This is a genomic window from Clostridium weizhouense, from assembly GCF_019431045.1.
GTDB lineage: Bacteria > Bacillota > Clostridia > Clostridiales > Clostridiaceae > Clostridium > Clostridium weizhouense.
The window spans coordinates 138,123-164,066 of the sequence record NZ_JAHXPT010000004.1 but is presented as its reverse complement, the minus strand read 5'-3'; the positions used below and the strand labels follow the sequence as shown (position 1 = coordinate 164,066).

Genomic DNA, 25,944 nt, shown 5'->3' with positions numbered 1-25,944 from the left:
ATAGTATATATACTTAGTGAATAAGTTTTAAATATTAAGTTAATAATAAATATGGATATCGTTTCCTTAGACTATTGGTAAGGGGGGTGTGCTGCTTTAAGCAGCGGTACTATGAGTAATAATATTGAACATACAATGCAATTTGATTTAACTAAAAATAAAGAAGTTTTAACAAAATCTATTTTGACAGAGGTTTATGATTCATTAAAGGAAAAGGGTTATAATCCTATAAATCAGTTAGTTGGATATTTAATTTCAGGAGACCCTACTTACATTACTAATTACAACGGAGCAAGAGCTTTAGTAAGAAAGCTTGAGAGAGATGAAATACTCGAAGAAGTTATAAAGTCTTATTTAGAGATAAAGTAAAGAGTGCCCGTATGGCGGGCACTTTTATTTTTATAAGAGGTGTTTTAATTTTGAGGATACTAGGTTTAGATGTAGGGCAGAAAACTATTGGAGTAGCTATATCAGATCCATTAGGGTTTACTGCACAAGGAATAACTACAATAAGAAGAACTAATAAAGAAAAAGATATAGATGAAATTAAAAAAATTTGTGAAGAATATAAAGTTGAAACTATAGTTGTTGGCCTTCCTAAAAATATGAATGGAACAATAGGACCATCAGGAGAAATAACTATGACATTCGGTAAATTAATTGAAGAAGAGTTGCAAATAAAAGTAGAATTTTGGGATGAACGTTTAACAACTGTGGCAGCACATAAAGCTATGTTGGAGGCAGATCTTTCAAGAAATAAAAGAAAAAAAATAGTAGATAAAATTGCATCAACTTATATACTTCAAGGATATTTAGATAGAATTTCTAAATAAAGTTAAAAAAGCATTAAATTTTGAAATATTTAAACGAAATATATTTATGGAGGTAATTTTTATGGAAAAAGATGTAGAATTTATAGAATTATTAGATGAAAATGGTGAACAAGTTAAATTTAAAGTTATTACTTATTTTCAAATAGATGAAATAAATGGTGAATATGTAGTTGTAACACCAGCATTAGGTGAAACAGATGAAGCTTTTGTTTTAAAAATTGTTATAGATGAAGACGGAAACGAAAATCTTATAAGCATAGAAGATGAAAAAGAGTTTGATTTAGTTGAAGAAGCTTATAATCTTATTATGGAAGAGCAAAATTAATATATTATAATTAAAAAAGTGAGGTGTTATTATGGAGAAATTAACTTCAATAGATATGGATGCCTTGAAAGAAGATTTGAAAAAAAAAGGATATAAATTAACAGCACAAAGAAGATCTATTGTTAATGCGATTATCGAAACAGAAGGAAAGCATTTAACAGCAGAAGAAATATATGATGAAGTTAAGCGTAGCTGTCCTGAAATTGGTTTAGCTACTGTATATAGAACTATCATCTTATTAGAAGAATTAGGTGTAATATGTAGATTAGAATTAAATGATGGATGTAATAGATATGAGTTGGTACATGGTGATGAAACTCATAGACACCATCATCTAGTGTGTAATTTGTGTAATAAAGTACTAGAAGTACAAGATGATTTATTAGAAGAATTAGAAACACAAATTGAAACACAATATAAGTTTAAGATATCCGATCATAGTGTGAAATTTTATGGAGTATGTGAGGAATGTCAAAACAAAGCTGATAAAGAGTAAATAACTTTTTATAAAGATAAGTTATTTATTGATAATATAAATATATAGAAAAGGAGGGGAAACATGAAAAACGAAAGGGCTAAGGTTAAAATTATTCCTTTAGGTGGTATAAACGAAATAGGTAAAAATATCACAGCTATTGAATATAAAGATGATATTGTTGTAATAGATTGTGGTCTTAAATTTCCAGATGATGATATGTTTGGAATAGATATTGTAATACCAGATGTTTCGTATCTTATAAGAAATATAGATAAAGTCAGAGGAATATTTTTAACTCACGGACATGAAGACCATATAGGAGCATTGCCTTATATTTTAAAGCAATTAAATGTTCCGGTTTATGGTACTAAACTTACTCTTGGGATTGTTGAAACAAAACTAAAAGAGCACGGTTTACTTAGTTCAACAGAATTGATAAGAGTAAAGCCAAAAGATACAATAAAGTTAAATAGTGTTTCAGTAGAATTTATTAAAACTAATCACTCTATTGCGGATTCAGTAGCAATTGTTATTCATACGCCACTGGGTGCAGTACTTCATACTGGTGATTTTAAAATTGATTATACTCCTATTGATGGAGAAATAATGGATTTTGCAAGATTTGCAGAATTAGGGAAAAAAGGTGTATTAGTCATGATGGCTGATTCAACTAATGTTGAAAGACCAGGATACACAATGTCTGAAAGGACTGTTGGAGAAAGCTTTGTAAGGCTTTTTGATAATGCAAAAGGTAGAATTATAGTTGCAACATTTGCTTCAAATGTTCATAGAATTCAGCAAATAATAACCGCTGCGCAAATTTATGGAAAAAAGGTAGCGGTGTCTGGAAGAAGCATGGAGAATATAGTTCAAGTTGCAATAGAATTAGGATATTTAAATATTGAAAAAGAAGTTCTTATTTCTGTTGACCAAATATCAAAATATCCAAATGAAAAGGTTGTTATTATAACAACTGGAAGTCAAGGTGAGCCGATGTCAGCATTAGCAAGAATGGCTGCATCAGAGCATAGAAAGATTAATATAATTGAAGGCGATACAGTAATTATTTCTGCAACGCCAATCCCAGGAAATGAAAAGCTTGTTTCTAAAGTTATAAATCAGTTATTTAAAAAAGGTGCTGAAGTAATTTATGAATCTTTAGAAAAAGTCCATGTATCAGGGCATGCATGTCAAGAAGAATTAAAATTAATGCAAAGGTTGGTTAAACCAAGATTCTTTATTCCAGTTCATGGAGAATATAGACATTTAAAACAACATGGGGAACTCGCTGTAGAGCTTGGACTTCTTGAAAAGAATCTTTTGATACCAGAAAATGGTGATGTGATAGAAGTAACAAGAAATTATATAAAGAAAACTTCTACTGTTTCATCAGGTCAAGTATTTGTTGATGGTCTTGGTGTTGGTGATGTTGGTAATATAGTATTAAGAGATAGAAAACATTTATCTCAAGATGGAATATTAACAGTTGTGGTTACTTTAGAAAAGAAGACTGCTAATGTAATAGCAGGTCCTGATATTATTTCAAGAGGATTTGTATATGTAAGAGAATCAGAAGATCTTATGGATGAAGCTAAAGATCTTGTAAGAAATGTATTAAGGGAATGTGAAGAAAAGAAGATTGCTGATTGGGCTACATTGAAATCTAGAATGAGAGATGAACTTAGAGAGTTACTTTATGAAAGAACAAAGAGAAAACCGATGATTTTACCAATAATAATGGAAACTTAAAAATATTGGCAAATAGGATATTGTATAATAAAGTTGACTTTTGTAAAATAAAAGGTTAAAATAGAAAATAGTGATTTATAAATTGGATACTTTTGTATCCAATTTTATTTTGGAGAAAAAAAGTTATAGGTTTACATAGAGTAAAAGTTAGACTTTCCATACATTAAATATTTACTTTGGAGGAATGGAAATGGAATTAATAAAAAGAGAAGATATAAGAAATATTGCGATTATAGCTCACGTTGACCATGGTAAAACTACTTTAGTAGATGCTTTGTTAAGACAAAGTCATGTTTTTAGAAGTAATGAAAAAGTTCAAGAAAGAGTTATGGATTCAAATGACCTTGAAAAAGAAAGAGGTATTACAATTCTTTCAAAGAATACTGCTGTACATTATAACGGAATTAAAATTAATATTGTAGATACACCAGGACATGCTGATTTCGGTGGAGAAGTTGAACGTGTTTTAAAGATGGTTGATTCTGTTTTATTAGTAGTTGATTCATATGAAGGACCAATGCCACAAACTAAATTCGTTTTAAAGAAAGCTTTAGAATTAGGATTAAAACCTATAGTTGTAATAAATAAGATAGATAAACCAGATGCAAGACCAGTAGATGTTATTGATGAAGTATTTGACTTATTCTTAGAATTAGGTGCTAATGATGAACAATTAGATTTCCCAATACTTTATGCATCAGCTAGAGAAGGTTTTGCAAGAAATAATGTAGAAGATACAAACAATGATATGCTTCCATTATTTGAAAAAATAATTGAACATGTAGATGCACCAGAAGGATATATAGATGAACCATTACAAATGTTAGTTACAACATTAGATACTAATGAATATGTTGGTAAAATTGCGATAGGGAAAATACATAGAGGTAAAGTAAAGAAAAATCAAACTGTTGCTTTAGTTAGAAATGATGGATCAACTTCAAATTACAAAATTACAAGTGTATTTACTTATAACGGATTAAAAAGAGAAGAAGCAGATGAAGCTTCATTAGGTGATATAGTTGCAGTAAGTGGAGTTACTGATGCTAATATAGGTGAAACTATTGCGGATTCACAAAATCCTGAAGCACTTCCATTTGTTAGTATAGATGAACCAACTCTTAGTATGAACTTTATGGTTAATAATTCTCCGTTTGCAGGAAAAGAAGGAGAGTTTGTAACATCAAGACATTTAAGAGATAGATTACTTAAGGAACTTGAAACAAATGTTAGTTTAAGAGTAAATGAACTTACGCCTGATTGTTTTGAGGTTTCAGGAAGAGGAGAACTTCATCTTTCAATACTTATAGAAACTATGAGAAGAGAAGGATATGAATTCCAAGTTTCAAAAGCTAGCGTTATTATTAAAGAAGAAAATGGTCATAAAGTAGAGCCAATGGAATATTTAACAATTGATGTTCCAGAAGAATTTATGGGACCTGTTATGGAAAAATTAGGACCAAGAAAAGCTGAAATGGTTAATATGACATCAGCTGTAAATGGTTATACAAGATTGGAATTCATAGTTCCTGCTAGAGGATTAATAGGATTTAGAAATGAATTTATGACTGATACAAAGGGTAATGGAATAATGAACCATGTATTCCACAGTTATGATAAATTTAAAGGTGAAATTCCAACTAGAAGTAGAGGTTCTATAGTTTCTTTTGGAGATGGAGAATCAATAGCTTACGGATTATTTAATGCTCAAGAAAGAGGACAATTATTTATAGGTGCAGCTGTTCCTGTATATGAAGGTATGATTGTTGGAGTGTCATCTAGAGCAGAAGATATTGATATAAATGTATGTAAAGGTAAGAAACTTACTAATACAAGATCATCAGGAGCTGATGAAGCTGTAAAATTAATTCCACCAATTGAAATGACACTTGAACAATGTTTAGAGTTTATAAATGATGATGAATTAGTTGAAGTTACACCAGAAAATATTAGAATGAGAAAAACAGTATTAGCAAGTGGTGAAAGAAAGAAGTTAATTAGCAGAAGTAAAAAATAAACTTGAAATTTGTTTTAAATAACATAAAAAGATATTATAATTAAAGTAAATAGTCTTTTAGGCTATTTACTTTATTGTATTAGGAGGAACTTTATGATTAAGTTTAAATCCTTAAAAAAAACATTGTTTTTTATAATATTAACAACTTTAGTTTTAGTCTTAATAATAGGATTTATTTCTTATAAAAAGGCTATTAATAAACCTTTAAAGAATAATGAAAATGTAACCATAATAGAAGTTAGATATGGAGAAGGCTTTTATGGGGTTTTAGATAGATTGCAAAGAGAAGGAAAATTGACTAATAAGTATTTTATTAAACTTAACCTTATGTTAAATAAACCAAATATAGATTTACAAGAAGGAATATATCAAGTTAACTCTAATGTTGACTTAAACGAATTAATTTCAATATTAAATAATCAAAATGATAATAAAAATCTTAAAAAATTAACTATTCCAGAAGGATATGATGTGGATAAAATAGCTAAAAAGGTAGAAGAAGAAGGATTTTGTTCAAAAGATGATTTTTTAAATGCAGTAAAAAAGTATCCTTTACCAGATTTTATAAAAAAAGATGAACATAAAAGATATAATTTAGAGGGATTTTTATATCCTGATACATACTTATTAAAAAGTGATACTAATGCAGATTTTATAGTTAAAGCTATGCTTAGAAGATTTACAGAAGTTTTAGATGAGATTGAAAATGATTTAAGTATTGATATTAAAGATGATGATATAGAAAAGACTATTACAATTGCGTCTATGATAGAGAAGGAAGCACGATATGATGAAGATAGAACTTTGATTTCATCAGTTATTTATAATAGATTAAATGATAATATGAAGCTTCAATTAGATGCAACAGTGATTTATGCTTTAGGATATCATGTAGATGTGGTATTAAACAAACACTTAGCTATTGAGTCACCTTATAATACTTATAAATATAATGGCTTACCGGTTGGTGCTATATGCAATCCAGGAAAAGAATCAATTAAAGCAGCATTAAATCCAGAAAAAACAGATTATTTGTTCTATATTCTACAAGATAACGGTTATCATTATTTCTCTAATAATTATGAAGATTTTTTAAAGAAAAAGAAAGAGTTAGGATATTAGTTTATTATGGAGGAGTTAGATGAGTAAAATTACATATGATTATATGGAAGACTATATAAGAAATCTTATTCCAGATAGAAAAGGAATTTTAAAAGATATAGAAGATTTTGCGAGAGAAAATGGCGTCCCTATAGTTCAAAAAGAGACAGGAGTATTTTTAGAATTTATGGTTAGTATGAAAAAGCCATTAAGAATTCTAGAGCTTGGAACAGCTGTAGGATTTTCATCAATTTTAATGTATGAAGCTTCTGGAACTAATCCAGATATTGTAACAATTGAAAGAGATGAAAAGATGATAGAACTTGCTAAATTAAATTTAAATAAATTTAATTTAAGTGAAAAAATTAACATAGAAGAAGGCGATTGTTTAGAGATTTTAGAAAAATTACAAGAACCTTTTGATTTGATTTTTATGGATGCGGGAAAAGGTCATTATAATCATTTTCTTCCACATTGTTTAAGACTACTTAAAGAAGATGGAATAATTATAGCTGATAATGTCTTATTTAGAGGTATGGTTGCCTGTGATGATTTGGTGAAAAGAAGAAAAATAACTATAGTAAAAAGAATGAGAACTTATTTAGATTTAGTAACTCATGATGAAAATTTAATTACTACTGTAATACCGATGGGAGATGGTATAGCAGTTACAAAGAGGAGGTAATTTTAAAATGATAAGACCAGAAATTTTAGCACCAGCAGGGAATTTAGATAAACTTAAAATAGCAATTGATTTTGGTGCAGATGCTGTATATTTAGGAGGAAGTAAACTAAATTTAAGAGCTTTTGCAGATAATTTTACAAATGAACAATTAAAAGAAGGTGTAGAATATGCACATGAAAGAAATAGAAAAGTTTATGTAACGTTAAATGTATTTCCACATAATTCAGATTTAGATGGTGTTGAAGATTATTTAATAGATTTATATAATACAGGAATTGATGCTATAATAGTATCGGATCCAGGAATAATATCTATAGCTAAGGAGGTTGTACCAAACTTAGAAATACATTTAAGTACTCAAGCTAATAATGTTAATTGGAGAGCTGCTAAGTTCTGGTATGATCAAGGTGTCAAAAGAATAGTAATGGCAAGAGAACTTAGTTTAAATGAAATAAAAGAAATGAGAGAGAATTTGCCAGAAAAATGTGAAATTGAAGCATTTATTCATGGAGCAATGTGTATAAGTTACTCAGGAAGATGTTTATTATCAAACTATATGACAGGAAGAGATGCTAATAGAGGTGCTTGTGCACAACCGTGTAGATATAAATATCATTTGGTAGAAGAAAAGAGACCAGGAGAATATTTTCCAATAGTTGAGGATGATAATGGAGCATATGTAATGAATTCAAAAGATTTATGTATGGTTGAATATATTGATGATGTTATTAATGCAGGAGTATATTCACTTAAAATAGAAGGACGAATGAAAAGTGCTTACTATGTTGCTGCAGTAGTAAAATCATATAGGCAAGCAGTAGATGCTTATTTAAAAGATCCAGAAAACTATAAATTTAATCCAAAATGGATGGAGAATTTAAATAAAGTAAGCCATAGACAATATCATACAGGTTTTTACTATGGTAAAAATAATGAGCAAGTATATGATGATTCATCGTATGTTAGAACGGCTGATATAATAGGAATAGTAAGAGCATATGATGAAGAGACTAAAATAGCAACTGTTGAACAAAAAAATAAAGTTTTAAATGGAGATACAGTAGAAATATTGAGACCTGAAGGGGATAATTTTGAGATTGTATTAAAGGATATGACTGAAGAAAATGGTACTCCTATTGAATCAGCAGCTAGAGCTCAAATGATGTATAAAATAAAATCAGATATCCCATTAAAAGAAAAAGATTTAATAATAAAAAATAGATAATAAAATATTGTGTGTTGAATAAAACACCTTCTCTAAGGCTAAAATTTAGTTGAAGAGAGGTGTTTTGTATTTTTATTGATAGATATAATATGAAAAAAAGATTACTATTAATTTTATCTTTATTTATTACTATAATGATAGTAATAGGTATAAGATTATATATGTTACAAGTACATCCATCAGAGAAGGTTCAAGGATCATATCAAAATCATCAAGAAGAAAAAATTAGTGACACAAAATATATGATTCTAGATACAAATGGCAAGGATTTAATGAAATATAATAAAAAATATGTTTTAGTTATTGATATAAAGCCTTTTAGTTTAAATAATTATGAAGAAACATTAGAGGATTTAATGGCACTAAATTTTATAATGAAATCTGAAAATCCTGATTTTAATTATACAGATATAATGAAATCACAAGGAAAACTTTATTATAATATTTCAGAAGAAACTTATAATAAAATAAATAAACTAAAAAATATTAAAGGTATATATACATATACTACTGATGAGGTTGATACTAAAAAAGCATGGAGTGTTAGTAGTTTTTTATCAAAAATTTTGGATGAGGATTGTGTTAAAGATTCACTTCAAGCTGAACTATATAAATATTTAAAAGGTAATGAGCAGCCTAAAAATAATTTTTATTTAGATGATAGAGCAGTATATGCTGATAAAAAAGTAAATATTAATGATAATAATAAAAATTTAAAATTAACTATTGATAAAGATATGGAAGATAAGATTAGGCGAGTATTAGATAAAGGTGAGTATAGTTATTTAAAAAATGTTGGTGTTACTATAATGGAAAGTTCTACAGGAAAAATAAAATCTTTAATACAAAAAGATGAAAGTGCATCAAATGTAAATTTAGGAATACAAGAATTTGGATATGAACCTGGATCGATCTATAAAATAATTACATTAGGATCTGCATTAGAAATGGGATTAGTAAATATGAATGATAATTTTACTTGTACCGGAGAAGTATGTAAAGTAACTCATGGTAAACTAACAGTAAAAGATGCGTTTGTAAAATCATGTAATGATATATTTGCTAAAATTGGAAGTTTAGTTGGGTATCAAAAATTAATGGAATTTTCACAAGCTCAAGGTTTATATAGCAGAGTTTTAAATTTACAAGGAGAAAATAAAAATGAAACAACTGGAGTAAAGCCTGAAGAAGCAGCAGGAATGAATAATATTTCTATAGGTCAATGTATGAATGTTTCTCCAATACAAATGTTAGGTGCAATTAATACAGTAATAAATAATGGAGTATATGAAAAACCATATTTAATAGAAGATATTTTAGATAAAGATGATAATGTAGTTAAAGAATTTAAAACTGAAGAAAAGAAAATATATAGTGAAATAACTTCTAAACTAATAAAAGATGCAATGAAAGAAGTTGTTATAAGAGGAACAGGAATAAAAGCATATTCTTCAGATTTGAATATAGGAGGTAAAACAGGATCAGCAACGAGTTATGATGGAAATACTCATGGGTGGTTTGCAGGATATTTTACTTTGCAAAATAAAACTTATACTATGGTTGTTTTTATACCTGATATAGGATCAGAAGAAGGATTAGGAGGAGGGGATACAGCAGCTCCAATTTTTAAAGATATAGTTAAAGTCTTAAATTCTAAATAGAACCTACAAAAATAAAAATAAAAATAAAAATATGAATAAGCAACTTTTTTAATTTTCAAACATATTATAATATCAAGCACTGTTATGGAGGAAAAAGGTGTTTGTATTAAATGGTTTCATAGATTTGATATGTAACTCGCTATTTTTAACTGGATATATAACAAATAGTAATACATTTCCACTTCCTCTTGACGAGAAAGAGGAGGAAGAATATCTAAAAAAACTTAAAGAAGGAGATAAGATAGCTAAGGGTATTCTCATTGAAAGAAACTTAAGGTTAGTAGCACATATTGTCAAGAAGTATTCTTTCCCCAATAAGGATGTAGATGAATTAATCTCTATAGGAACAGTTGGATTAATTAAAGCTATAGATTCCTTTGATTCTAGTAAAGGTACTAGGCTTGCTACTTATGCATCTAGATGCATAGAAAATGAAATTTTAATGTTATTTAGAAATAACAAAAAACAAAAGAGTGAAGTATATCTTCAAGATCCAATTGGAGTTGATAAAGAAGGAAATGAAATTTGCCTTATTGATATATTGAGTAGTGAGAATGATTCAGTATTAGAAAAGGTAGAAAACAATTTACAAATTAAAGCTTTATACAATAAGATTACTGATTCTTTAACTAAGAGAGAAAGTACAATACTAGTAATGAGATACGGATTAATAGATGGCAATCGTAAAACTCAAAGAGAAATAGCTGCTACTTTAGGAATTTCACGTTCATATGTATCCAGAATAGAAAAGAAAGCTTTAAAAAAATTAAGAAAGGAGTTATTTAATAAATACTAAATTAATATATATGTTCTAATTAAGTATATATATTTATATCAAAGATAGAATGTTTATAAAAAATTAGATTTTCGATTAACAATATAGAATTAGAACTGTATATATTACAAATTTTTATATGAGTTACTCATTATACTGTTAAGTCATACTATTTATAAATAGTATAATAGTTATATTTATGAACAAACTTTATTGAAACTTATATATTTTAAAAATAAGGTGTACGCTAGAAAAGTATGCCTTATTTTTTTTTGGTTAAGGAACAATAAAAAAATAATAAGTTTAATTATTAGCTGATTTTCTATAATGAGTTTATTATTTATTTTCATGTGTTTAATACTTTAAATTCTCATAATATGATAATATTATAATATGATGATTTAAGAATTATATATTTGTAGGAGATTTATTATGTTAAAAATAGATAGTTTATTAAATAATATAGATATAAAAAATGCATCAGATATTCATATATCTTCAGGTTTACCTCCAATCGTTAGAGTAGATGGAAATTTAAAAAATGCTAATAATAATATAATTTCTCATGAAATGGTTAATGAATATATCAAAGAGTTAATACCAGATAGATATAATGATTTTTTAATAAATGGTGATATTGATTTTAAATACAACTTAGATGGAATAGGAAATTTTAGAGTTAATGCTTTTAAGTGTAAAGGTAATTATGCTATATGCATGAGAGTAGTAAAACAAAAAATACCTAAAATTAGTGATATAACATCAGCACAAGCATTAAAAGATTTTACTAAATTAAATGATGGTTTGGTTTTAGTAACAGGTCCAACTGGATCTGGTAAAAGTACAACTTTAGCCTCAATGATAAATGAAATAAATAATACAAAAGAAAAACATATAATTACTTTAGAAGAACCAATTGAACATATATATAAGAATAATAAATCAATGATAAATCAAAGGGAAGTTGGGCAAGATACTAAAAGTTATGCTTTAGGATTAAGAGCGGCTTTGAGACAAGATCCTGATGTTATATTAATTGGCGAGATGAGAGATACAGAAACTGTTGAAGTAGCTTTAAGAGCAGCTCAAACAGGTCATTTAGTTTTTTCAACACTTCATACAATGGGGGCTGCAAATAGTATATATAGAATAATCAATTCATTTGATAATGCACATCAAAATGAAATCAAGGTGCAATTATCATCTTTATTAAGAGGAGTAATATCACAAGTATTGTTACCTAATGCTAGTGGAGAGGGTAGAACAGCAGCAGTAGAAATAATGACATGTACTACTAGTATAAAAAATTTAATTAGAGAAGGAAATTATGAACAAATAAATAGTTTTATTCAAATGGGAGCTAAATATGGTATGCAAACTATAGATATGGATTTAAAAAGATTAGTTAATGAAAATATAATAACTAAAGAAGAGTATTTTAAATGGCAATCTAATAAAATTTAGTAAATTTAGAAAATAAATCTTTTAAATTTATATAAATAATTAAAAAAGATATAAATCTATTAAGTTTTAAATCATAAAAAAGAATATTTTTTATGGATTAATAAATTATTAAAAGGAATTTTGACAATTATGTTGAATATAGTTATTATACTTTTTCTGCAAGGAGGGAAGAAAAATAATAATGCAAGAAGAAATAATTGCATCCGTAGATTTTGGAAGTAAGAAGCTGTCAGCTTCTCTTGCAGCAAAAAATAATGAAGAAGAAATAGAAATACTAGGAGTTAAATCTTGTAAATCTAAAGGAATAGAAAAAGGATTAATCAAAAATGTTGATAAATGTAGAGAAAGCTTAAAAAGTTTATTGAAAGATTTGGAAGACAAAGTAGGTAAAAAAATAATAAATGTTTCAGCTGGAATATCTACAAGGAAAGTCAGAATTAGTGAAGCAACTGTTTCAGTTCCTTTATCCCAAGGGATTGTTAGGAAAGAAGATATATCTGATGCATTTAAAAAGAGTGAAAATATAATAGCCATTAGTAATGATGAAATTATAATAGATATTATGGTTAATTTCTATATTTTAGATGGTAAGGTTTTACACAGAGATATATTAAACTGGAAAGGTCATAATCTTGACTTGAATTTAACTTTAGTAATAGGTAAAAAAGAAGAAATTGCTAAATACTATAAAGTTTTTGAAGAGACTAATTATAAATTATTTTCTTTAAAACTTAATATTTTATCTGGAAAAGAAATATTTTTAAATGATAAAAATTCTATGGGTGAAAAAGTGCTAGTAGATATAGGTGCAGGTACTACAGATGTAGCTGTATTTAGCAATGGAATTCCAAAGTATATAGGCAATATTCCTTTAGGAGGAAATAATATTTCTAAAGATTTAGCAATCTGTGGAGAATTTTCTTTTTCAGAAGCGGATAATATAAAAACAATTTATTCTAGTAATTATAAAACTTTGTATAAAGATAATTCAATTTCTGACGAAATAGAAGTGGGGACATTAAAAATATCAAAATCTTTATTTTATGAAGTTGTAAATGCTAGAATTGAGGAAATTTTAAATTACATTAACAGAGAGTTAAAAAATACTGGTCATTATGATAGAATTTGTAGTATAATTCTATATGGTACAGGATTAAATTATTTTGAAAATATAAATAAACTTGTTAACGATATTTTAAAAATAAAAACTAATGTTATAACAAAAGATGATTTGGGAATAAAGAATCCAGAGAATATAACATCTTTAGCTGTATTAAAGGAAGTATATGATGGAATAAATCATTTTTGCTATAACAGAGATCTAAGTAAAGTTAATGATGTTGTTATGAACAAAAACATAAATGAAGCAGAAAAACTAGAAAAAAATGAAGAAAAAGAATTTAAAAGTGTTTTAAAGAAAGTTAGAAATTTTTTAGAGGGAATTTTCTAAAGGAGGAGTTATTTTGTTAGATTTTGATGGGGATATGCAAGAATTAACCAATATAAAAGTAATAGGATGTGGAGGTGGAGGTAGTAATGCTGTAAACCGAATGATAGTTGAAGGATTAAAGAATGTTGAATTTATAGCTATTAATACCGATAAACAAGCGTTAATGCTTTCACATGCAAATCAAAAAATTCAAATTGGAGAAAAGTTAACTAAAGGACTAGGTGCAGGAGCTAATCCGGAAATAGGTAAAAAAGCAGCTGAAGAAAGTAGAGAAGAAATATCAGCAGCTATAAAGGGTGCTAATATGGTATTCATAACTGCTGGAATGGGTGGTGGAACTGGAACTGGAGCAGCACCTATTGTTGCAGAAGTTGCTAAATCTATGGAGATATTAACAGTAGGAGTAGTTACAAAACCTTTCCCATTTGAAGGAAAAAGAAGAATGAGACATGCTGAAATGGGTATTGAAACACTAAAAGAAAAAGTTGATACATTAGTAATAATTCCAAATGAAAGATTACTTAGAATGGCTGATAAGAAAACTACATTATTAGATTCATTTAAATTAGCTGATGATGTTTTAAGACAAGGTGTTCAAGCAATTTCTGATCTGATTACAATTACAGGTGTAATTAATGCAGACTTTGCAGATATAAAAGCAGTTATGCTTAATAAGGGATTAGCTCATATGGGTGTAGGATTTGGTAAAGGTGATAATAGAACTCAAGATGCTGTTCAACAAGCTATATCTTCTCCATTATTAGAAACATCAATAGAAGGTGCCACTGATGTTGTAATAAACTTCACTGGAGGAGTAGATATGGGAGCATTGGAAGTTTATGATGCTGCTGACGTTGTTCGTGAAGCTGTTGACCCAGATGCGAATATAATAGTTGGAGCAGTAATTGATGAAACACTTACAGAAGAAATTAGAATTACTGTTATAGCAACTGGATTTGAATGTGATAGAAGTGAAATGCCTTCAGAAGTAATAAATAAGGTAACACAACAATCTTCTACAGTTAATGAAAAAGCACATGTATCAGAAGCTGCTGCTACTTCAGAGGTAGAAGAGAAGTCAGAAACTAATTCAAAGAAGTATGAAGATGATGATTTATTAGATATACCAGTTTTCTTAAGACGAACTAAGAAACATTAAAATAAATCTTTTTATATAAAAATATTAAAAATGGATGTAGCTATAAGCTACATCCATTTTTAATTGCAAATATTTAGTTAAATGAAACTAAATATATATGAAAAAAATCGACGATTCAGTACTTGCTTTAGGATTTTTTTTATAAAGAAAGATTGAATTATATAAGTATATATAGATAGAGAATTTTTTTCGGAGATATAAAAAATATTCTGTAAATATATGTAAAAAGTTATGTTCTGAAACTCAGAAAATTATATGCTATTATGACAAATTTTTAAATCAAATAAGTCTATAATAAAATTCAATAGGAGGATTTGCAATATGGAAGTATATGTAGATATTCTGATTTTTGAAAATTTTATAGTAAACTCATTTTTGATTAGTTTGACAATGAAAGTATTAAAATATAAGTGTAAAGATATTCGGTTAATTTGTTCTTCACTAATAGGAGCAATATATACAATTGTACTTGTGGTTCCTCAATTGTATATACTGACATTATTACCTTTTAGATTTTTGATTTTGTATATAATGATTAGAATAAGCTTTGGAAAAACAAATATAGTAAATACTATTAAGTCTATTAGTGTGTTTTTGTTATTAACATTTACATTAAGTGGAATATGTTTTATGTTTTCTATGAATCAAAATCAATATATTTTAGGTTCAAGTTTTGAAATGAGAAATTATTCAATAAAATATCTATTATTATCAGTTATGATTATATATATGTTTTTTGATAGGTTAATAGAATACATCAAAAATAGGGTCTTTATAAATAATTATAAATTTAAAATTATATTTACTATAGAAGACAAAATATATGATATAGAAGGTTTTTTAGATACAGGAAATGAGTTAAGAGAACCAGTTACTAATTTACCTTGTATTTTAATTGAAAAAGACTTAATAAGTAATATTGATTTTAATAATAAGAACACATATTATGTTCCCTATGCATCTATTGGATATGAAGGAAAGCTAAAAGGCATAAAAGTTGAATCTATTAATATAAAAGGTGAAAATTTTAATAATAAGATAGATGCAATTATATGTCCATGCAATCAGAAATTGAGTAAGGAAAACGATTTTAATGCGTTATTATCAAGAGGAATAGTATAGAGGGGTGTATCATGATTAATTTAAGTGTAATTTTTAATAATATAATATCAAGATTTAAATTTTTAAGAAAAAAACTATATTATGTAGGGGGAAGCGATGCTCTTCCACCGCCACTTTCAAAAGATGAAGAAGAGATCTTAGTAAACAACTTGATGCATGGTGATGAGAGCATCAGAACTGTATTAATAGAAAGAAATTTAAGGTTAGTTGTATATATAGCAAGGAAATTTGAAAATACAGGAGTTCATATAGAAGATTTAATATCTGTAGGAACAATTGGTTTAATAAAAGCTGTAAATACGTTTAATCCAGAAAAAAAAATAAAGCTTGCAACATATGCATCTAGATGTATAGAAAATGAAATTTTAATGTATTTAAGAAGAAATAGTAAAATAAAAGCAGAGATTTCATTTTATGAACCTTTAAATATTGATTGGGATGGAAATGAACTTTTATTATCAGATATTTTAGGAACCGAAAATGATGAAGTCTATAATTTTATTGAAGATGAAGTTGACAAGCAGTTACTATTAATGGCTCTTAAGATTCTGAATGATAGAGAAAAAGAAATAGTAAGATTAAGATTTGGATTAAATGGAACCAGAGAAAAGACTCAAAAGGAGGTGGCAGATATGCTTGGCATATCTCAGTCATATATCTCAAGGCTTGAAAAAAAAATAATCAGGAGATTAAAGAAAGAAATAAGCAAAATGATTTAGCTTGTCTTAAGTATAAAAGTATCATCTAGCGGAGATACTCTTTAATGCAGTAGATTATTACTTCCGAAAGGGATGGTACTTATGGTTATTAATAAAGTGGAAATATGCGGAGTAAATACCTCTAAACTTCCGGTGCTTAAAGAAAAAGAAAAGAAAAAACTTCTTTTAGCTTTAAAAGAAGGGGATATAAGTGCTAGGGAAACTTTTATAAAGGGAAATTTAAGGCTAGTTCTTAGTGTTATTCAAAGATTTAATAATAGAGGGGAAAATGTTGATGATTTATTTCAAGTTGGTTGTATTGGATTAATGAAATCAATAGATAATTTTGATTTATCTCAAAATGTTAAATTTTCAACATATGCAGTTCCTATGATAATAGGAGAAATTAGAAGATATTTAAGAGATAATAATTCTATTAGAGTAAGCAGATCATTAAGAGATATTGCATATAAAGCATTAATAGTAAGAGATAAATTTATAAAAGATAATAATAAAGAGCCTACTATATCACAAATAGCAAAGGAACTTGAGTTACCAAGAGAAGAAGTTGTATTTGCATTGGATGCAATACAAGATCCAGTATCATTATTCGAACCTATTTACCATGATGGTGGAGATGCCATATATGTTATGGATCAAATAAGTGATTCAAAAAACTCTGATGAAAGTTGGTTAGAAAACATATCTATAAAAGAAGCAATGAAAAAACTTACTGATAGAGAAAAATTAATACTTAATTTAAGATTTTTTAGAGGAAGAACGCAGATGGAAGTAGCAGATGAGATTGGAATATCTCAGGCACAGGTCTCAAGGTTAGAAAAAACAGCTTTAAAACATATGAGAAAACATATTTAATTGTTATAAAAAACTGATATTAATTTAATATCAGTTTTTTTATTATAAACTTTGAGTATTAATCTATATATATTTACATCTAAAAAACAAAATTAATAAAAAGCATCATATTACGTATCATTATCACTGAATTACATTTAGAAATACTACATGACTAAAAGAGGTGGCGTTCCACAGTGATTTAGCAATTTTTTATATGTAGTAATTAAGTAAAATAAGTATACATATATTATAAAAGAATACAATTTAAGGTTTATTTTAAGGAGGAGAAAGTATGGAACTTGAAATGCATTCTCTTAATGCAATGAGAAATATGGAAGTAATAGATATATCAACAGGAGGAAAACTTGGTTTTGTCAAAGATTTTAAAGTTGATTGTGAAGAAAATAAAATTACATCATTAATTTTACCAGGTTCAACAAAATCTTGGTTTGGAAAAGAGGAGGAAAAGGAGATTATGTGGAATGATATTGTTAGAATAGGGGTAGACGTTATCCTTGTAGATACAGGAGAAAGAATGAATCAGAATTTAAATAATGTCTAGTCAGATTAGAAAAAACTATGTATAATAAATCTATACTTAAAGGACTCTAGGTACTAAAGTAAAGAGGTGATTAAGGATGAGATGTCCATTTTGTAACTTTGAAGAAAGTAAGGTTATTGATTCAAGAGCAACAGATGATAATACTACTATAAGAAGAAGAAGAGAATGCCTTAAGTGCAATAAAAGATATACAACTTATGAAAAAGTCGAAGATTTCCCTATTTCAGTCATTAAAAAGGATTTAACTAGAGAAAATTTTAATAAAGAGAAAATAATAAATGGTTTAATTGTTGCATGTCAAAAAAGGCCAGTATCAAGAAAACAAATAGAAGATATAGCTTATGAAGTAGAAAAATCAATTTCTAATAGTATGGTTAATGAAATTGAATCAAAAGATATAGGTGAAATGGTTATGGATAAACTTAAACAGGTAGACGAAATATCATATGTTAGATTTGCATCTGTTTATAGACAATTTAAGGATATAAATACTTTTTTAGAAGAGATTAAAAATCTTATAGTTTAAGAAGATTAAATATTATAAGTAATATTTAATCTTCTTAGTATCATATATAAAGGATATTGAAAATAATTTTCAAGTCCTTTTTAGCATATTTACAGTAAATTTGAACTTTAATACTTATATTGTATGTTATTTTAGTGTTAAAATTTAGTTAATAATTTTTTTATAATACAAATAAAATGTTAGAATAATTATATAGATTTTAAGGGGGAATAATTCTGAATAATATAGATTATAAAAAATTAGAGAAAAAAGATGGATTTATTATAATTAAAATAAACAATATTGCTAAAATTATATTTTCGACGGCTGAAAATGAAAGAAGTTTTAATAGAAATACAAAAGAAGGAATTAACGAGTTAGATTTATTAAAAGATGAATTTAGTGTAAAAAATGTAGTATATCTTAAACAAGTACATAGTAATAATGTATTGTCTTATGATAATAAAAATATAGAAATTAATAATAAAGAGGGAGATGCAATAATAACAAATAACAAGAATGTTATCATTGGAGTTTTTACAGCAGATTGTGTGCCAGTAATATTAATTGATGAAGTTAAGAAAGTATTAGCTACAGTTCATAGCGGATGGAGAGGTACATTTGAATCGATAACATTAAAGACTATTGAAAAGATGAAGAAAGATTATAATTGCGAATCAAAAAATATTAAAGCATATATTGGTCCACATATTAGATCATGTTGTTATGAAGTTTCAGAAGAACTTAAGCATAAATTTATTAAAAAGAAAAAAGATATAAATGAAAAATATTTATTTAATGGAAGAAATCTTAATTTAGAATTATGTATAGTTAATGATTTAAGGAATTCAGGATTATTAGAAAATAACATAAATACTTTAGGCCTATGTACGTATTGTAATAATGATATAAAATTATATTCATATAGAAAATCAAATGGAGACTATGGAAGAATGTTTGCTTTTGGAATTTTAGAATAAGGAGATAAAAAAATGGCAGAAGAGAAGGTATTAATAGTTGATGATGAGGAACATATAATTGAATTATTAAAGTTTAATTTAATGAATGCAGGCTATAAAGTATTTGAGGCATATAATGGTATAGATGCACTTAAGATAGCTAAAGAAGAAAATCCAAATTTAGTTTTATTAGATTTAATGCTTCCGGGTATAGATGGATTTGATGTATGTAAAGAAATAAAAAGAAATAAAAATACTAAAAATATTTCTATAATAATGTTAACAGCTAAAGGAGAAGAAATTGACAAGATATTAGGTTTGGAATTAGGTGCTGATGATTATATAACGAAACCTTTTTCAGTAAGAGAATTACTTGCAAGAGTAAAAGCGGTGCTTAGGAGGGCATATTCAAATATAGATTTTGATGAAAATATTTATGAATCACAAAGCTTAAAAGTAGATTTTGAACGTCATGAAGTGTTTGTAAATAATAATAAAATTGAATTAACATTAAAAGAGTTTGAACTTCTACAAATACTTATAAAAAATAAAGGAAAAATTCTTCAAAGAGAAACATTATTAGATAAAATCTGGGGATATGAATATATTGGTGAAACAAGAACAGTAGATGTTCATATTAGATACTTAAGAAAGAAAATAGAGGCAGATGATAAAAATCCCAAATTTATTGAAACAATAAGAGGAGTTGGTTATAGATTTAACCAAGAAGAAAAATAATGAGAAGAAAGATATTGATATCTGTAATTGTAACAGTTTTATTTGCACTTATAATTATTACTGCATCTTTTGTATTATTAAGCAATTTCCAAAATATTAGAGAAGCAAAAGATGAACTTAAAAATATTAATTTAATTATTTCTAAATTTGATGATATTAATAAAGAAGGATTAAATGATATAAAAGTAAAAGACATCCCTGTCAGATTCACATTTATAGATAAAAATGGAAATGTGTTATATGATACAGAAGTAGATAATTTAGATAATCATAGTGATAGAAAGGAAATTAAAGATGTACTAGAAAATGAGGAAGGATCTGCTGTAAGATATAGTCAAACTTTAAATACAGATTTAATATATTCTGCTAAGAAATTAAATGATGATATTATAGTTAGAAGTTCAATACCAGTAAATATGATTGAAGTGTTCCAAAAAGAAAATTATAAATATTATTTAGCAATAATTATTGTGGTTATGATTATTACAATGGTATTATCATTAAATTTAATAAAAATGATTATTGATCCTGTAAAGAAATTAGAAAATGTAACAGGAAAAATGGTTAATGGAGATCATAGAATAAGAGTAAAAATAAATAGCAATGATGAATTGGGGATTTTAGGAAAAAATTTTAATGATATTGCAGATCAGCTTCAAATAAAAATAAATGAAGTAGTAGAAAAACAAACAAGAATAGAATCTATATTAAGAAGTATGGAAAGTGGAGTTATAGCAGTAGATAATAATGATATTGTTATAGCAATAAATCCTTATTCGGAGAAAGTGTTTGGAATAAAAAAGAATATAATTGGTGAGCCTTTAGTAGACTATATAACTGATTATGATATAAACAAATTTTTAACAGAAGAAGAAATGGATAAAGAGATAAAAATACTTTATCCTATAGAACGTAATTTAAAAATAAAAAAAGCAAATATAATAAATGGTATAGAAAAAATAGGTAAAGTAATAACCATACAAGATATAACAGATTTGAAGAAGTTAGAACTTATGAGAACACAATTTGTTGCTAATGTGTCACATGAATTAAAAACACCATTAACATCAATAAAAGGATTTGCAGAAACATTAAGATATGTTCAAGATGAAGAAACAAGAGGAAAGTTTTTAGATATAATTGATAAAGAGTCTGAGCGATTATCTAGACTAATTAATGATATATTAGTATTAGCTAATATTGAAAGTAATGTTGCATTTCAAAGAGATGAATTTTTACCAGGTGTAGTAATTGAAGATGTAATAAATATGGTAAAAAAAATAGCATATAATAAGGGGATAGTTTTAGAATACAATGATGATAATCAAGAACTTATAGTTGGAGATGCAGATAGATTTTTTCAATTAGTTTTAAATTTAGTAGAGAATAGTGTGAAATATTCTGAAAAAAATTCATATGTTAAAATAATAAGTTATAGTAAAAATGGATATTATTATTTAGAAGTAAGCGATAATGGAATAGGTATTCCATCAGAAGATCTTCCTAGAATATTTGAAAGATTTTATAGAGTAGATAAGTCTAGAAAAAAAGGAGGAACAGGATTAGGACTAGCTATTGTAAAACATATAGTAAAAACATTTAATGGAGATATTATAGTTGAAAGTGAATTAGGTAAAGGAACTAAATTTATAGTAAAAATAAAATATATATAAGTTCTAATAAAGTTTGTTTATTAATATAAATCTTATAATATTTATAAATAATTTAACTTATCAGTATAGTGAGGAACTTATATAAAAAATTTATTATATGTAAAAATTTAAAATATAATAAATTAATTAGAACATATATATTGAATTAGTAAACTTTTTAGAATGTTTTATTGAAATATATTAGTTTAAGATTATTAATAAGTAAGGTTATAAAAAATAACTTTACTTATTTTTTTATGCTTTAATTATAAATTTAAATTTATAATTTTAGAAGTTAAGTTATTAAAAAACTTTGTTAAATTGTTTTAACAAAATTGTAATATAAATTAACTTTTTTCTAATAATAGATTAACTTATGGGGTATATTATAATCGTATAAGGCAGATAAAGACAATATTAATAGTATTAAAATTTAAAATTGAAATATTAATGGAGGTATTTAAAATGAAAAAAAGAAGTTTGAAATTTATAGTAAGTGCATTAGTAGTAACAATGATAACTGGATCTATGATTGGATGTGGACAAAATAAAACTCAAACAGATAATAGTACACCAACAAATGTAACTGGATCTATAACAATAAGTGGATCATCTGCATTACTGCCATTAATGGAACAATCGATTGAAAATTATACTGAAAAAAATACTGATGCTGAAATTAATGCTCAAGCTGGTGGCTCTGGTACAGGATTAACTCAAGTGTTAGATGGCACAGTTGATATTGGAAATTCAGATATATTTGCAGAAGAAAAATTAGACAAAGATAAAGCAGCAGAATTAGTTGATCATAAAGTTATAGCTCAAGGATTTGGAATTGTAATAAATAAATCTCTAGGAATTGATTCTTTGACAAAAAGTCAAATAAAAGACATATTCTCAGGAAAGGTTAAAAATTGGAAAGAAGTTGGTGGTCCAGATAAAGAAATATTATTAATTCATAGACCATCAGGATCAGGAACAAGAGCAACTTTTGAAAAGACAGTATTAGATGGAGATAAAGCTTTAGAAAATGACACTTTAGGAGCTACTCAAGATTCAAATGGAGCAGTATTAACAGCAATGAAACAAAATGATGGAGCAATTAGTTATTTAGCACTTTCATATATGAATACTGAAGAAGCTAAGAATACTTTAAGCGTAGTTAAAATCGATGGAATTAGTGCAGAAAAAAATAATATAAGTGATGGTTCATATCCATTTTGGTCTTGGGGACATATGTATACTAAAGGTGAAGCAACAGGATTATCTAAAGACTTCATAGAGTTTATAACAAGTATTGATAATGCTGAAACTATAAATAATTTAGGATTTATATCAGGTAGCGAAATGAAAGTAAAATAATAAATTAAAGGATGAGTAGAATTATGGAAAAAAGAAGTTTCAAAGAAAGGCTTAAAAATGAATACTTAGGTAAAGGCTTTGCAGGACTATGTGGAATATTAATTATTTTAATAACAATATCGATAATATTATTCATAGTTTCAAAAGGAATAAGATTGTTTACAAAGGATGGATATAGTCTTATAGAATTTTTATTTAGTAATAATTGGAAGCCTGGTCAAGGAGGAGAGCCTTCTTTTGGAGCTTTAGCTTTCATAATAGGTTCGACATTTGTATCATTAGGAGCAATAATATTAAGTGCACCAATTGCAGTTGCTTTAGCAATCTTTGTAAATGTTATATCTAAAGGATTTGGAAATAAAGTTATTAAGCCTTCTTTAGAAATTTTAGTTGGAATACCTTCAGTTGTATATGGATGGGTAGGTATTTCTGTATTAGTACCATTAATAAAAAATTATTTTGGTGGTATGGGGTTTTCTTTATTAGCTGGAACTTTAGTGTTGTCATTAATGATATTACCAACAATTGCAACATTATCTATAGATGCTATAAAGAATATACCTCAAGATCATATTGAAGCATCATATGGATTAGGGGCTACTAGATGGCAAACAATTTCTAGGATAATAGTTCCAGGTGCAAAATCAGGAATACTTACAGGAATTGTACTTGGAATAGCAAGAGCTTTTGGTGAAGCATTAGCAGTTCAAATGGTAATTGGAAATACAATAAAATTACCAGAAGGTATTCTTTCTTCCATGGCGACATTAACAAGTATTATAACTATGGAAATGGCAAATACTGTTGCAGGAACTTATTGGAATGATGCTCTATGGAGTTTAGCATTGATATTACTTTTAATTTCCTTTGGATTTATAGTTGTAGTTAGAAAGATTGAAAAAAGGAGTGGAGTATAATGAATGCAAAAAAAGCAGATAAACTTGCAACAATTATATTTTATATAGTAAGTATTTTTATAGTAGTATTATTAGGAGCTTTTATTGCCTATATATTATATAAGGGTGGAAGTATGTTAAAACCTTCATTTTTATTTGGAAAACCTAAATTGACCGGAGCAGGAGGCGGGATAGGCCCGCAATTATTTAATTCTTTTTACATGTTATTTATTTCTTTAATAATAACAGTACCTATTGGAATTGGAGCAGGAATTTATTTGGCCGAATATGCAAAGCAAGGAGCACTTCTTAATTTTATAAGAATGTCACTAGAAACAATGTCTTCATTACCTTCTATAGTTATAGGAATGTTTGGATTATTAGTATTTGTTAATATGGCTGGATGGGGTTATTCAATACTTGCAGGTGCTTTATCTGTAAGTATATTAAATATACCGTCTATGACTAGAATATCTGAAAATGCTATTATTGCAGCGGGTAAAAAAGTGAAAGAAGCATCTTTAGGACTTGGAGCAACTAAATGGCAAACATTAGCTAAGCTTACAGTACCAACTGCTATGGGAGAAATTTTAACAGGTATTATCTTATCAGCAGGAAGAATATTTGGAGAAGCAGCTGCATTTTTATATACTGCAGGATTAAGTTCAAAAACACTGAAATTTAATACTATAAGTTTAACTGGAAATCAATCGGCATTTTCTCTTTTTAGACCAGCTGAAACATTAGCAGTTCATATATGGAAATTAAACTCAGAAGGAACTGTTGTTGATGCAGCACAAATAGCTAATGGAACAGCAGCTGTACTTATAATTGCAGTTTTGTTATTTAATATTATTGCAAGATTGTTTGGAAACAAATTAATGAAAGCTTATAGTGGAAAGTAGAGGGATACTTATGGGGATAATAGAAACAAGAAATTTATGTCTGTATTATGGAGAAAAACAGGCACTTAAAAATATAAATATGAGTATAAATAAAAATGAAGTAACAGCATTAATTGGACCTTCAGGATGTGGAAAGTCAACTTATTTAAGAACATTAAATAGAATGAATGATTTGATTGATATTGTAAAAATAACAGGTGAAGTTCTATTTGAAGATAAAGATATATATATAGATTATGATGAAATACATTTAAGAAAAAGAGTAGGAATGGTATTTCAAAGACCAAATCCTTTTCCGATGTGTATATATGATAATATTGCTTATGGACCTAGAATACATGGTATCAAAAGTAAAAAAGTTTTAGATGAAATAGTAGAGAAAAGCTTAAAAGGTGCTGCTCTTTGGGATGAAACTAAAGATAGATTAAAATCTAGTGCACTTGGAATGTCTGGTGGTCAACAACAAAGATTATGTATAGCTAGAACTTTAGCAGTATCACCAGAAGTAATTCTTATGGATGAACCAACATCAGCTCTAGATCCTATATCTACGAGTAAGATGGAAGAACTTATGGATGAATTAAAAAAACAATATACTGTAATAATAGTAACACATAATATGCAACAAGCAGGAAGAATTGCTGATAAAACTGCATTTTTCTTGAATGGAGAAGTAATTGAATATGGAAAAACAGAAGATATTTTTTACAATCCAAGAGATAAAAGAACGGAGGATTATATAACAGGAAGATTTGGCTAATAAGG

At 27.0% G+C, this 25,944-nt stretch carries 26 protein-coding genes; all 26 read left to right on the top strand.

The genetic code is table 11. The annotated features are described in order from the left end of the window. Positions 1-111 precede the first annotated feature (111 nt). The 26 genes from KYD98_RS06985 (at position 112) to pstB (ending at position 25,939) form a co-directional block, all read left to right on the top strand. A complete protein-coding gene (locus KYD98_RS06985) occupies positions 112-369 on the top strand; it encodes an IreB family regulatory phosphoprotein (protein WP_219778890.1) in 258 nt (85 codons plus the stop codon). 50 nt (positions 370-419) lie between these two features. Beyond that, positions 420-833, top strand: coding sequence for a Holliday junction resolvase RuvX (gene ruvX / locus KYD98_RS06980; RefSeq protein ID WP_219778889.1), 414 nt, complete (start codon positions 420-422; stop codon positions 831-833). A gap of 61 nt (positions 834-894) precedes the next feature. Continuing rightward, positions 895-1,158, top strand: a complete 264-nt coding sequence (locus KYD98_RS06975) for a DUF1292 domain-containing protein (protein ID WP_219778888.1) — start codon at positions 895-897, stop codon at positions 1,156-1,158. 31 nt (positions 1,159-1,189) lie between these two features. Then, the gene (locus tag KYD98_RS06970; protein WP_219778887.1) at positions 1,190-1,654 is read left to right on the top strand and encodes a Fur family transcriptional regulator; all 465 of its coding nucleotides are present in this window, start codon (positions 1,190-1,192) and stop codon (positions 1,652-1,654) included. A gap of 63 nt (positions 1,655-1,717) precedes the next feature. Further along, entirely contained in the window at positions 1,718-3,385 is a 1,668-nt protein-coding gene (locus KYD98_RS06965; RefSeq protein WP_219778886.1) for a ribonuclease J, read from the top strand. A 190-nt stretch (positions 3,386-3,575) separates the two neighbouring features. Further along, a complete protein-coding gene (gene typA / locus KYD98_RS06960) occupies positions 3,576-5,402 on the top strand; it encodes a translational GTPase TypA (protein WP_219778885.1) in 1,827 nt (608 codons plus the stop codon). 93 nt (positions 5,403-5,495) lie between these two features. Then, positions 5,496-6,524 carry an endolytic transglycosylase MltG gene (gene mltG / locus KYD98_RS06955; RefSeq protein ID WP_219778884.1) on the top strand — a complete coding sequence of 343 codons (1,029 nt, stop codon included), beginning with the start codon at positions 5,496-5,498 and terminating at the stop codon, positions 6,522-6,524. Positions 6,525-6,543: 19 nt separating this feature from the next. Continuing rightward, complete coding sequence (locus KYD98_RS06950) at positions 6,544-7,188, top strand: O-methyltransferase (RefSeq protein WP_219778883.1); 645 nt, start codon at positions 6,544-6,546, stop codon at positions 7,186-7,188. 7 nt (positions 7,189-7,195) lie between these two features. Further along, the gene (locus KYD98_RS06945) at positions 7,196-8,413 is read left to right on the top strand and encodes a peptidase U32 family protein (protein WP_219778882.1); all 1,218 of its coding nucleotides are present in this window, start codon (positions 7,196-7,198) and stop codon (positions 8,411-8,413) included. Between the two features lie 89 nt (positions 8,414-8,502). Continuing rightward, a complete protein-coding gene (locus tag KYD98_RS06940) occupies positions 8,503-10,074 on the top strand; it encodes a penicillin-binding transpeptidase domain-containing protein (protein ID WP_219778881.1) in 1,572 nt (523 codons plus the stop codon). A gap of 97 nt (positions 10,075-10,171) precedes the next feature. Continuing rightward, the gene (gene sigK / locus KYD98_RS06935; RefSeq protein ID WP_219778880.1) at positions 10,172-10,870 is read left to right on the top strand and encodes an RNA polymerase sporulation sigma factor SigK; all 699 of its coding nucleotides are present in this window, start codon (positions 10,172-10,174) and stop codon (positions 10,868-10,870) included. A gap of 411 nt (positions 10,871-11,281) precedes the next feature. Beyond that, positions 11,282-12,313, top strand: coding sequence for a type IV pilus twitching motility protein PilT (locus KYD98_RS06930; protein WP_219778879.1), 1,032 nt, complete (start codon positions 11,282-11,284; stop codon positions 12,311-12,313). A 181-nt stretch (positions 12,314-12,494) separates the two neighbouring features. After that, positions 12,495-13,763: a cell division FtsA domain-containing protein gene (locus tag KYD98_RS06925; protein WP_219778878.1), complete on the top strand. Its 1,269-nt coding sequence runs from the start codon at positions 12,495-12,497 to the stop codon at positions 13,761-13,763. A gap of 13 nt (positions 13,764-13,776) precedes the next feature. Then, positions 13,777-14,922 carry a cell division protein FtsZ gene (ftsZ, locus tag KYD98_RS06920; protein WP_219778877.1) on the top strand — a complete coding sequence of 382 codons (1,146 nt, stop codon included), beginning with the start codon at positions 13,777-13,779 and terminating at the stop codon, positions 14,920-14,922. A gap of 321 nt (positions 14,923-15,243) precedes the next feature. Continuing rightward, a complete protein-coding gene (locus KYD98_RS06915) occupies positions 15,244-16,044 on the top strand; it encodes a sigma-E processing peptidase SpoIIGA (protein ID WP_219778876.1) in 801 nt (266 codons plus the stop codon). Positions 16,045-16,055: 11 nt separating this feature from the next. Next, positions 16,056-16,763, top strand: coding sequence for an RNA polymerase sporulation sigma factor SigE (gene sigE, locus KYD98_RS06910; RefSeq protein ID WP_219778875.1), 708 nt, complete (start codon positions 16,056-16,058; stop codon positions 16,761-16,763). An 81-nt stretch (positions 16,764-16,844) separates the two neighbouring features. Further along, positions 16,845-17,618, top strand: a complete 774-nt coding sequence (gene sigG / locus KYD98_RS06905) for an RNA polymerase sporulation sigma factor SigG (RefSeq protein ID WP_219778874.1) — start codon at positions 16,845-16,847, stop codon at positions 17,616-17,618. 274 nt (positions 17,619-17,892) lie between these two features. Further along, entirely contained in the window at positions 17,893-18,162 is a 270-nt protein-coding gene (locus tag KYD98_RS06900) for a YlmC/YmxH family sporulation protein (RefSeq protein WP_219778873.1), read from the top strand. A gap of 76 nt (positions 18,163-18,238) precedes the next feature. Beyond that, positions 18,239-18,688: a transcriptional regulator NrdR gene (gene nrdR / locus KYD98_RS06895; RefSeq protein ID WP_219778872.1), complete on the top strand. Its 450-nt coding sequence runs from the start codon at positions 18,239-18,241 to the stop codon at positions 18,686-18,688. Between the two features lie 215 nt (positions 18,689-18,903). Continuing rightward, complete coding sequence (gene pgeF / locus KYD98_RS06890; RefSeq protein ID WP_219779054.1) at positions 18,904-19,647, top strand: peptidoglycan editing factor PgeF; 744 nt, start codon at positions 18,904-18,906, stop codon at positions 19,645-19,647. A gap of 12 nt (positions 19,648-19,659) precedes the next feature. After that, a complete protein-coding gene (locus KYD98_RS06885; protein ID WP_219778871.1) occupies positions 19,660-20,364 on the top strand; it encodes a response regulator transcription factor in 705 nt (234 codons plus the stop codon). After that, complete coding sequence (locus KYD98_RS06880) at positions 20,364-22,037, top strand: HAMP domain-containing sensor histidine kinase (protein WP_219778870.1); 1,674 nt, start codon at positions 20,364-20,366, stop codon at positions 22,035-22,037. The genes KYD98_RS06885 and KYD98_RS06880 overlap by 1 nt, the downstream gene beginning before the upstream one ends. A 444-nt stretch (positions 22,038-22,481) precedes the next feature. Continuing rightward, positions 22,482-23,378, top strand: a complete 897-nt coding sequence (locus tag KYD98_RS06875) for a phosphate ABC transporter substrate-binding protein (protein ID WP_219778869.1) — start codon at positions 22,482-22,484, stop codon at positions 23,376-23,378. Positions 23,379-23,401: 23 nt separating this feature from the next. Further along, positions 23,402-24,295, top strand: a complete 894-nt coding sequence (pstC, locus tag KYD98_RS06870; protein ID WP_219778868.1) for a phosphate ABC transporter permease subunit PstC — start codon at positions 23,402-23,404, stop codon at positions 24,293-24,295. Continuing rightward, positions 24,295-25,179 carry a phosphate ABC transporter permease PstA gene (gene pstA, locus KYD98_RS06865; protein ID WP_219778867.1) on the top strand — a complete coding sequence of 295 codons (885 nt, stop codon included), beginning with the start codon at positions 24,295-24,297 and terminating at the stop codon, positions 25,177-25,179. Before pstC ends, pstA begins: the two co-directional genes overlap by 1 nt. A gap of 10 nt (positions 25,180-25,189) precedes the next feature. After that, positions 25,190-25,939, top strand: a complete 750-nt coding sequence (gene pstB, locus KYD98_RS06860) for a phosphate ABC transporter ATP-binding protein PstB (protein ID WP_219778866.1) — start codon at positions 25,190-25,192, stop codon at positions 25,937-25,939. Positions 25,940-25,944 lie beyond the last annotated feature (5 nt).

What these genes read in the sequence shown, in the direction of transcription:
- KYD98_RS06985 (WP_219778890.1), top strand. Translation starts at nt 112, where the DNA reads ATGAGTAATAATATTGAACATACAATGCAATTTGATTTAACTAAAAAT.
- KYD98_RS06975 (WP_219778888.1), top strand. Translation starts at nt 895, where the DNA reads ATGGAAAAAGATGTAGAATTTATAGAATTATTAGATGAAAATGGTGAA.
- KYD98_RS06970 (WP_219778887.1), top strand. Translation starts at nt 1,190, where the DNA reads ATGGAGAAATTAACTTCAATAGATATGGATGCCTTGAAAGAAGATTTG.
- KYD98_RS06965 (WP_219778886.1), top strand. Translation starts at nt 1,718, where the DNA reads ATGAAAAACGAAAGGGCTAAGGTTAAAATTATTCCTTTAGGTGGTATA.
- typA (WP_219778885.1), top strand. Translation starts at nt 3,576, where the DNA reads ATGGAATTAATAAAAAGAGAAGATATAAGAAATATTGCGATTATAGCT.
- mltG (WP_219778884.1), top strand. Translation starts at nt 5,496, where the DNA reads ATGATTAAGTTTAAATCCTTAAAAAAAACATTGTTTTTTATAATATTA.
- KYD98_RS06950 (WP_219778883.1), top strand. Translation starts at nt 6,544, where the DNA reads ATGAGTAAAATTACATATGATTATATGGAAGACTATATAAGAAATCTT.
- KYD98_RS06945 (WP_219778882.1), top strand. Translation starts at nt 7,196, where the DNA reads ATGATAAGACCAGAAATTTTAGCACCAGCAGGGAATTTAGATAAACTT.
- KYD98_RS06940 (WP_219778881.1), top strand. Translation starts at nt 8,503, where the DNA reads ATGAAAAAAAGATTACTATTAATTTTATCTTTATTTATTACTATAATG.
- KYD98_RS06930 (WP_219778879.1), top strand. Translation starts at nt 11,282, where the DNA reads ATGTTAAAAATAGATAGTTTATTAAATAATATAGATATAAAAAATGCA.
- KYD98_RS06925 (WP_219778878.1), top strand. Translation starts at nt 12,495, where the DNA reads ATGCAAGAAGAAATAATTGCATCCGTAGATTTTGGAAGTAAGAAGCTG.
- KYD98_RS06915 (WP_219778876.1), top strand. Translation starts at nt 15,244, where the DNA reads ATGGAAGTATATGTAGATATTCTGATTTTTGAAAATTTTATAGTAAAC.
- sigE (WP_219778875.1), top strand. Translation starts at nt 16,056, where the DNA reads ATGATTAATTTAAGTGTAATTTTTAATAATATAATATCAAGATTTAAA.
- sigG (WP_219778874.1), top strand. Translation starts at nt 16,845, where the DNA reads ATGGTTATTAATAAAGTGGAAATATGCGGAGTAAATACCTCTAAACTT.
- KYD98_RS06900 (WP_219778873.1), top strand. Translation starts at nt 17,893, where the DNA reads ATGGAACTTGAAATGCATTCTCTTAATGCAATGAGAAATATGGAAGTA.
- nrdR (WP_219778872.1), top strand. Translation starts at nt 18,239, where the DNA reads ATGAGATGTCCATTTTGTAACTTTGAAGAAAGTAAGGTTATTGATTCA.
- KYD98_RS06885 (WP_219778871.1), top strand. Translation starts at nt 19,660, where the DNA reads ATGGCAGAAGAGAAGGTATTAATAGTTGATGATGAGGAACATATAATT.
- KYD98_RS06880 (WP_219778870.1), top strand. Translation starts at nt 20,364, where the DNA reads ATGAGAAGAAAGATATTGATATCTGTAATTGTAACAGTTTTATTTGCA.
- KYD98_RS06875 (WP_219778869.1), top strand. Translation starts at nt 22,482, where the DNA reads ATGAAAAAAAGAAGTTTGAAATTTATAGTAAGTGCATTAGTAGTAACA.
- pstC (WP_219778868.1), top strand. Translation starts at nt 23,402, where the DNA reads ATGGAAAAAAGAAGTTTCAAAGAAAGGCTTAAAAATGAATACTTAGGT.
- pstA (WP_219778867.1), top strand. Translation starts at nt 24,295, where the DNA reads ATGAATGCAAAAAAAGCAGATAAACTTGCAACAATTATATTTTATATA.
- pstB (WP_219778866.1), top strand. Translation starts at nt 25,190, where the DNA reads ATGGGGATAATAGAAACAAGAAATTTATGTCTGTATTATGGAGAAAAA.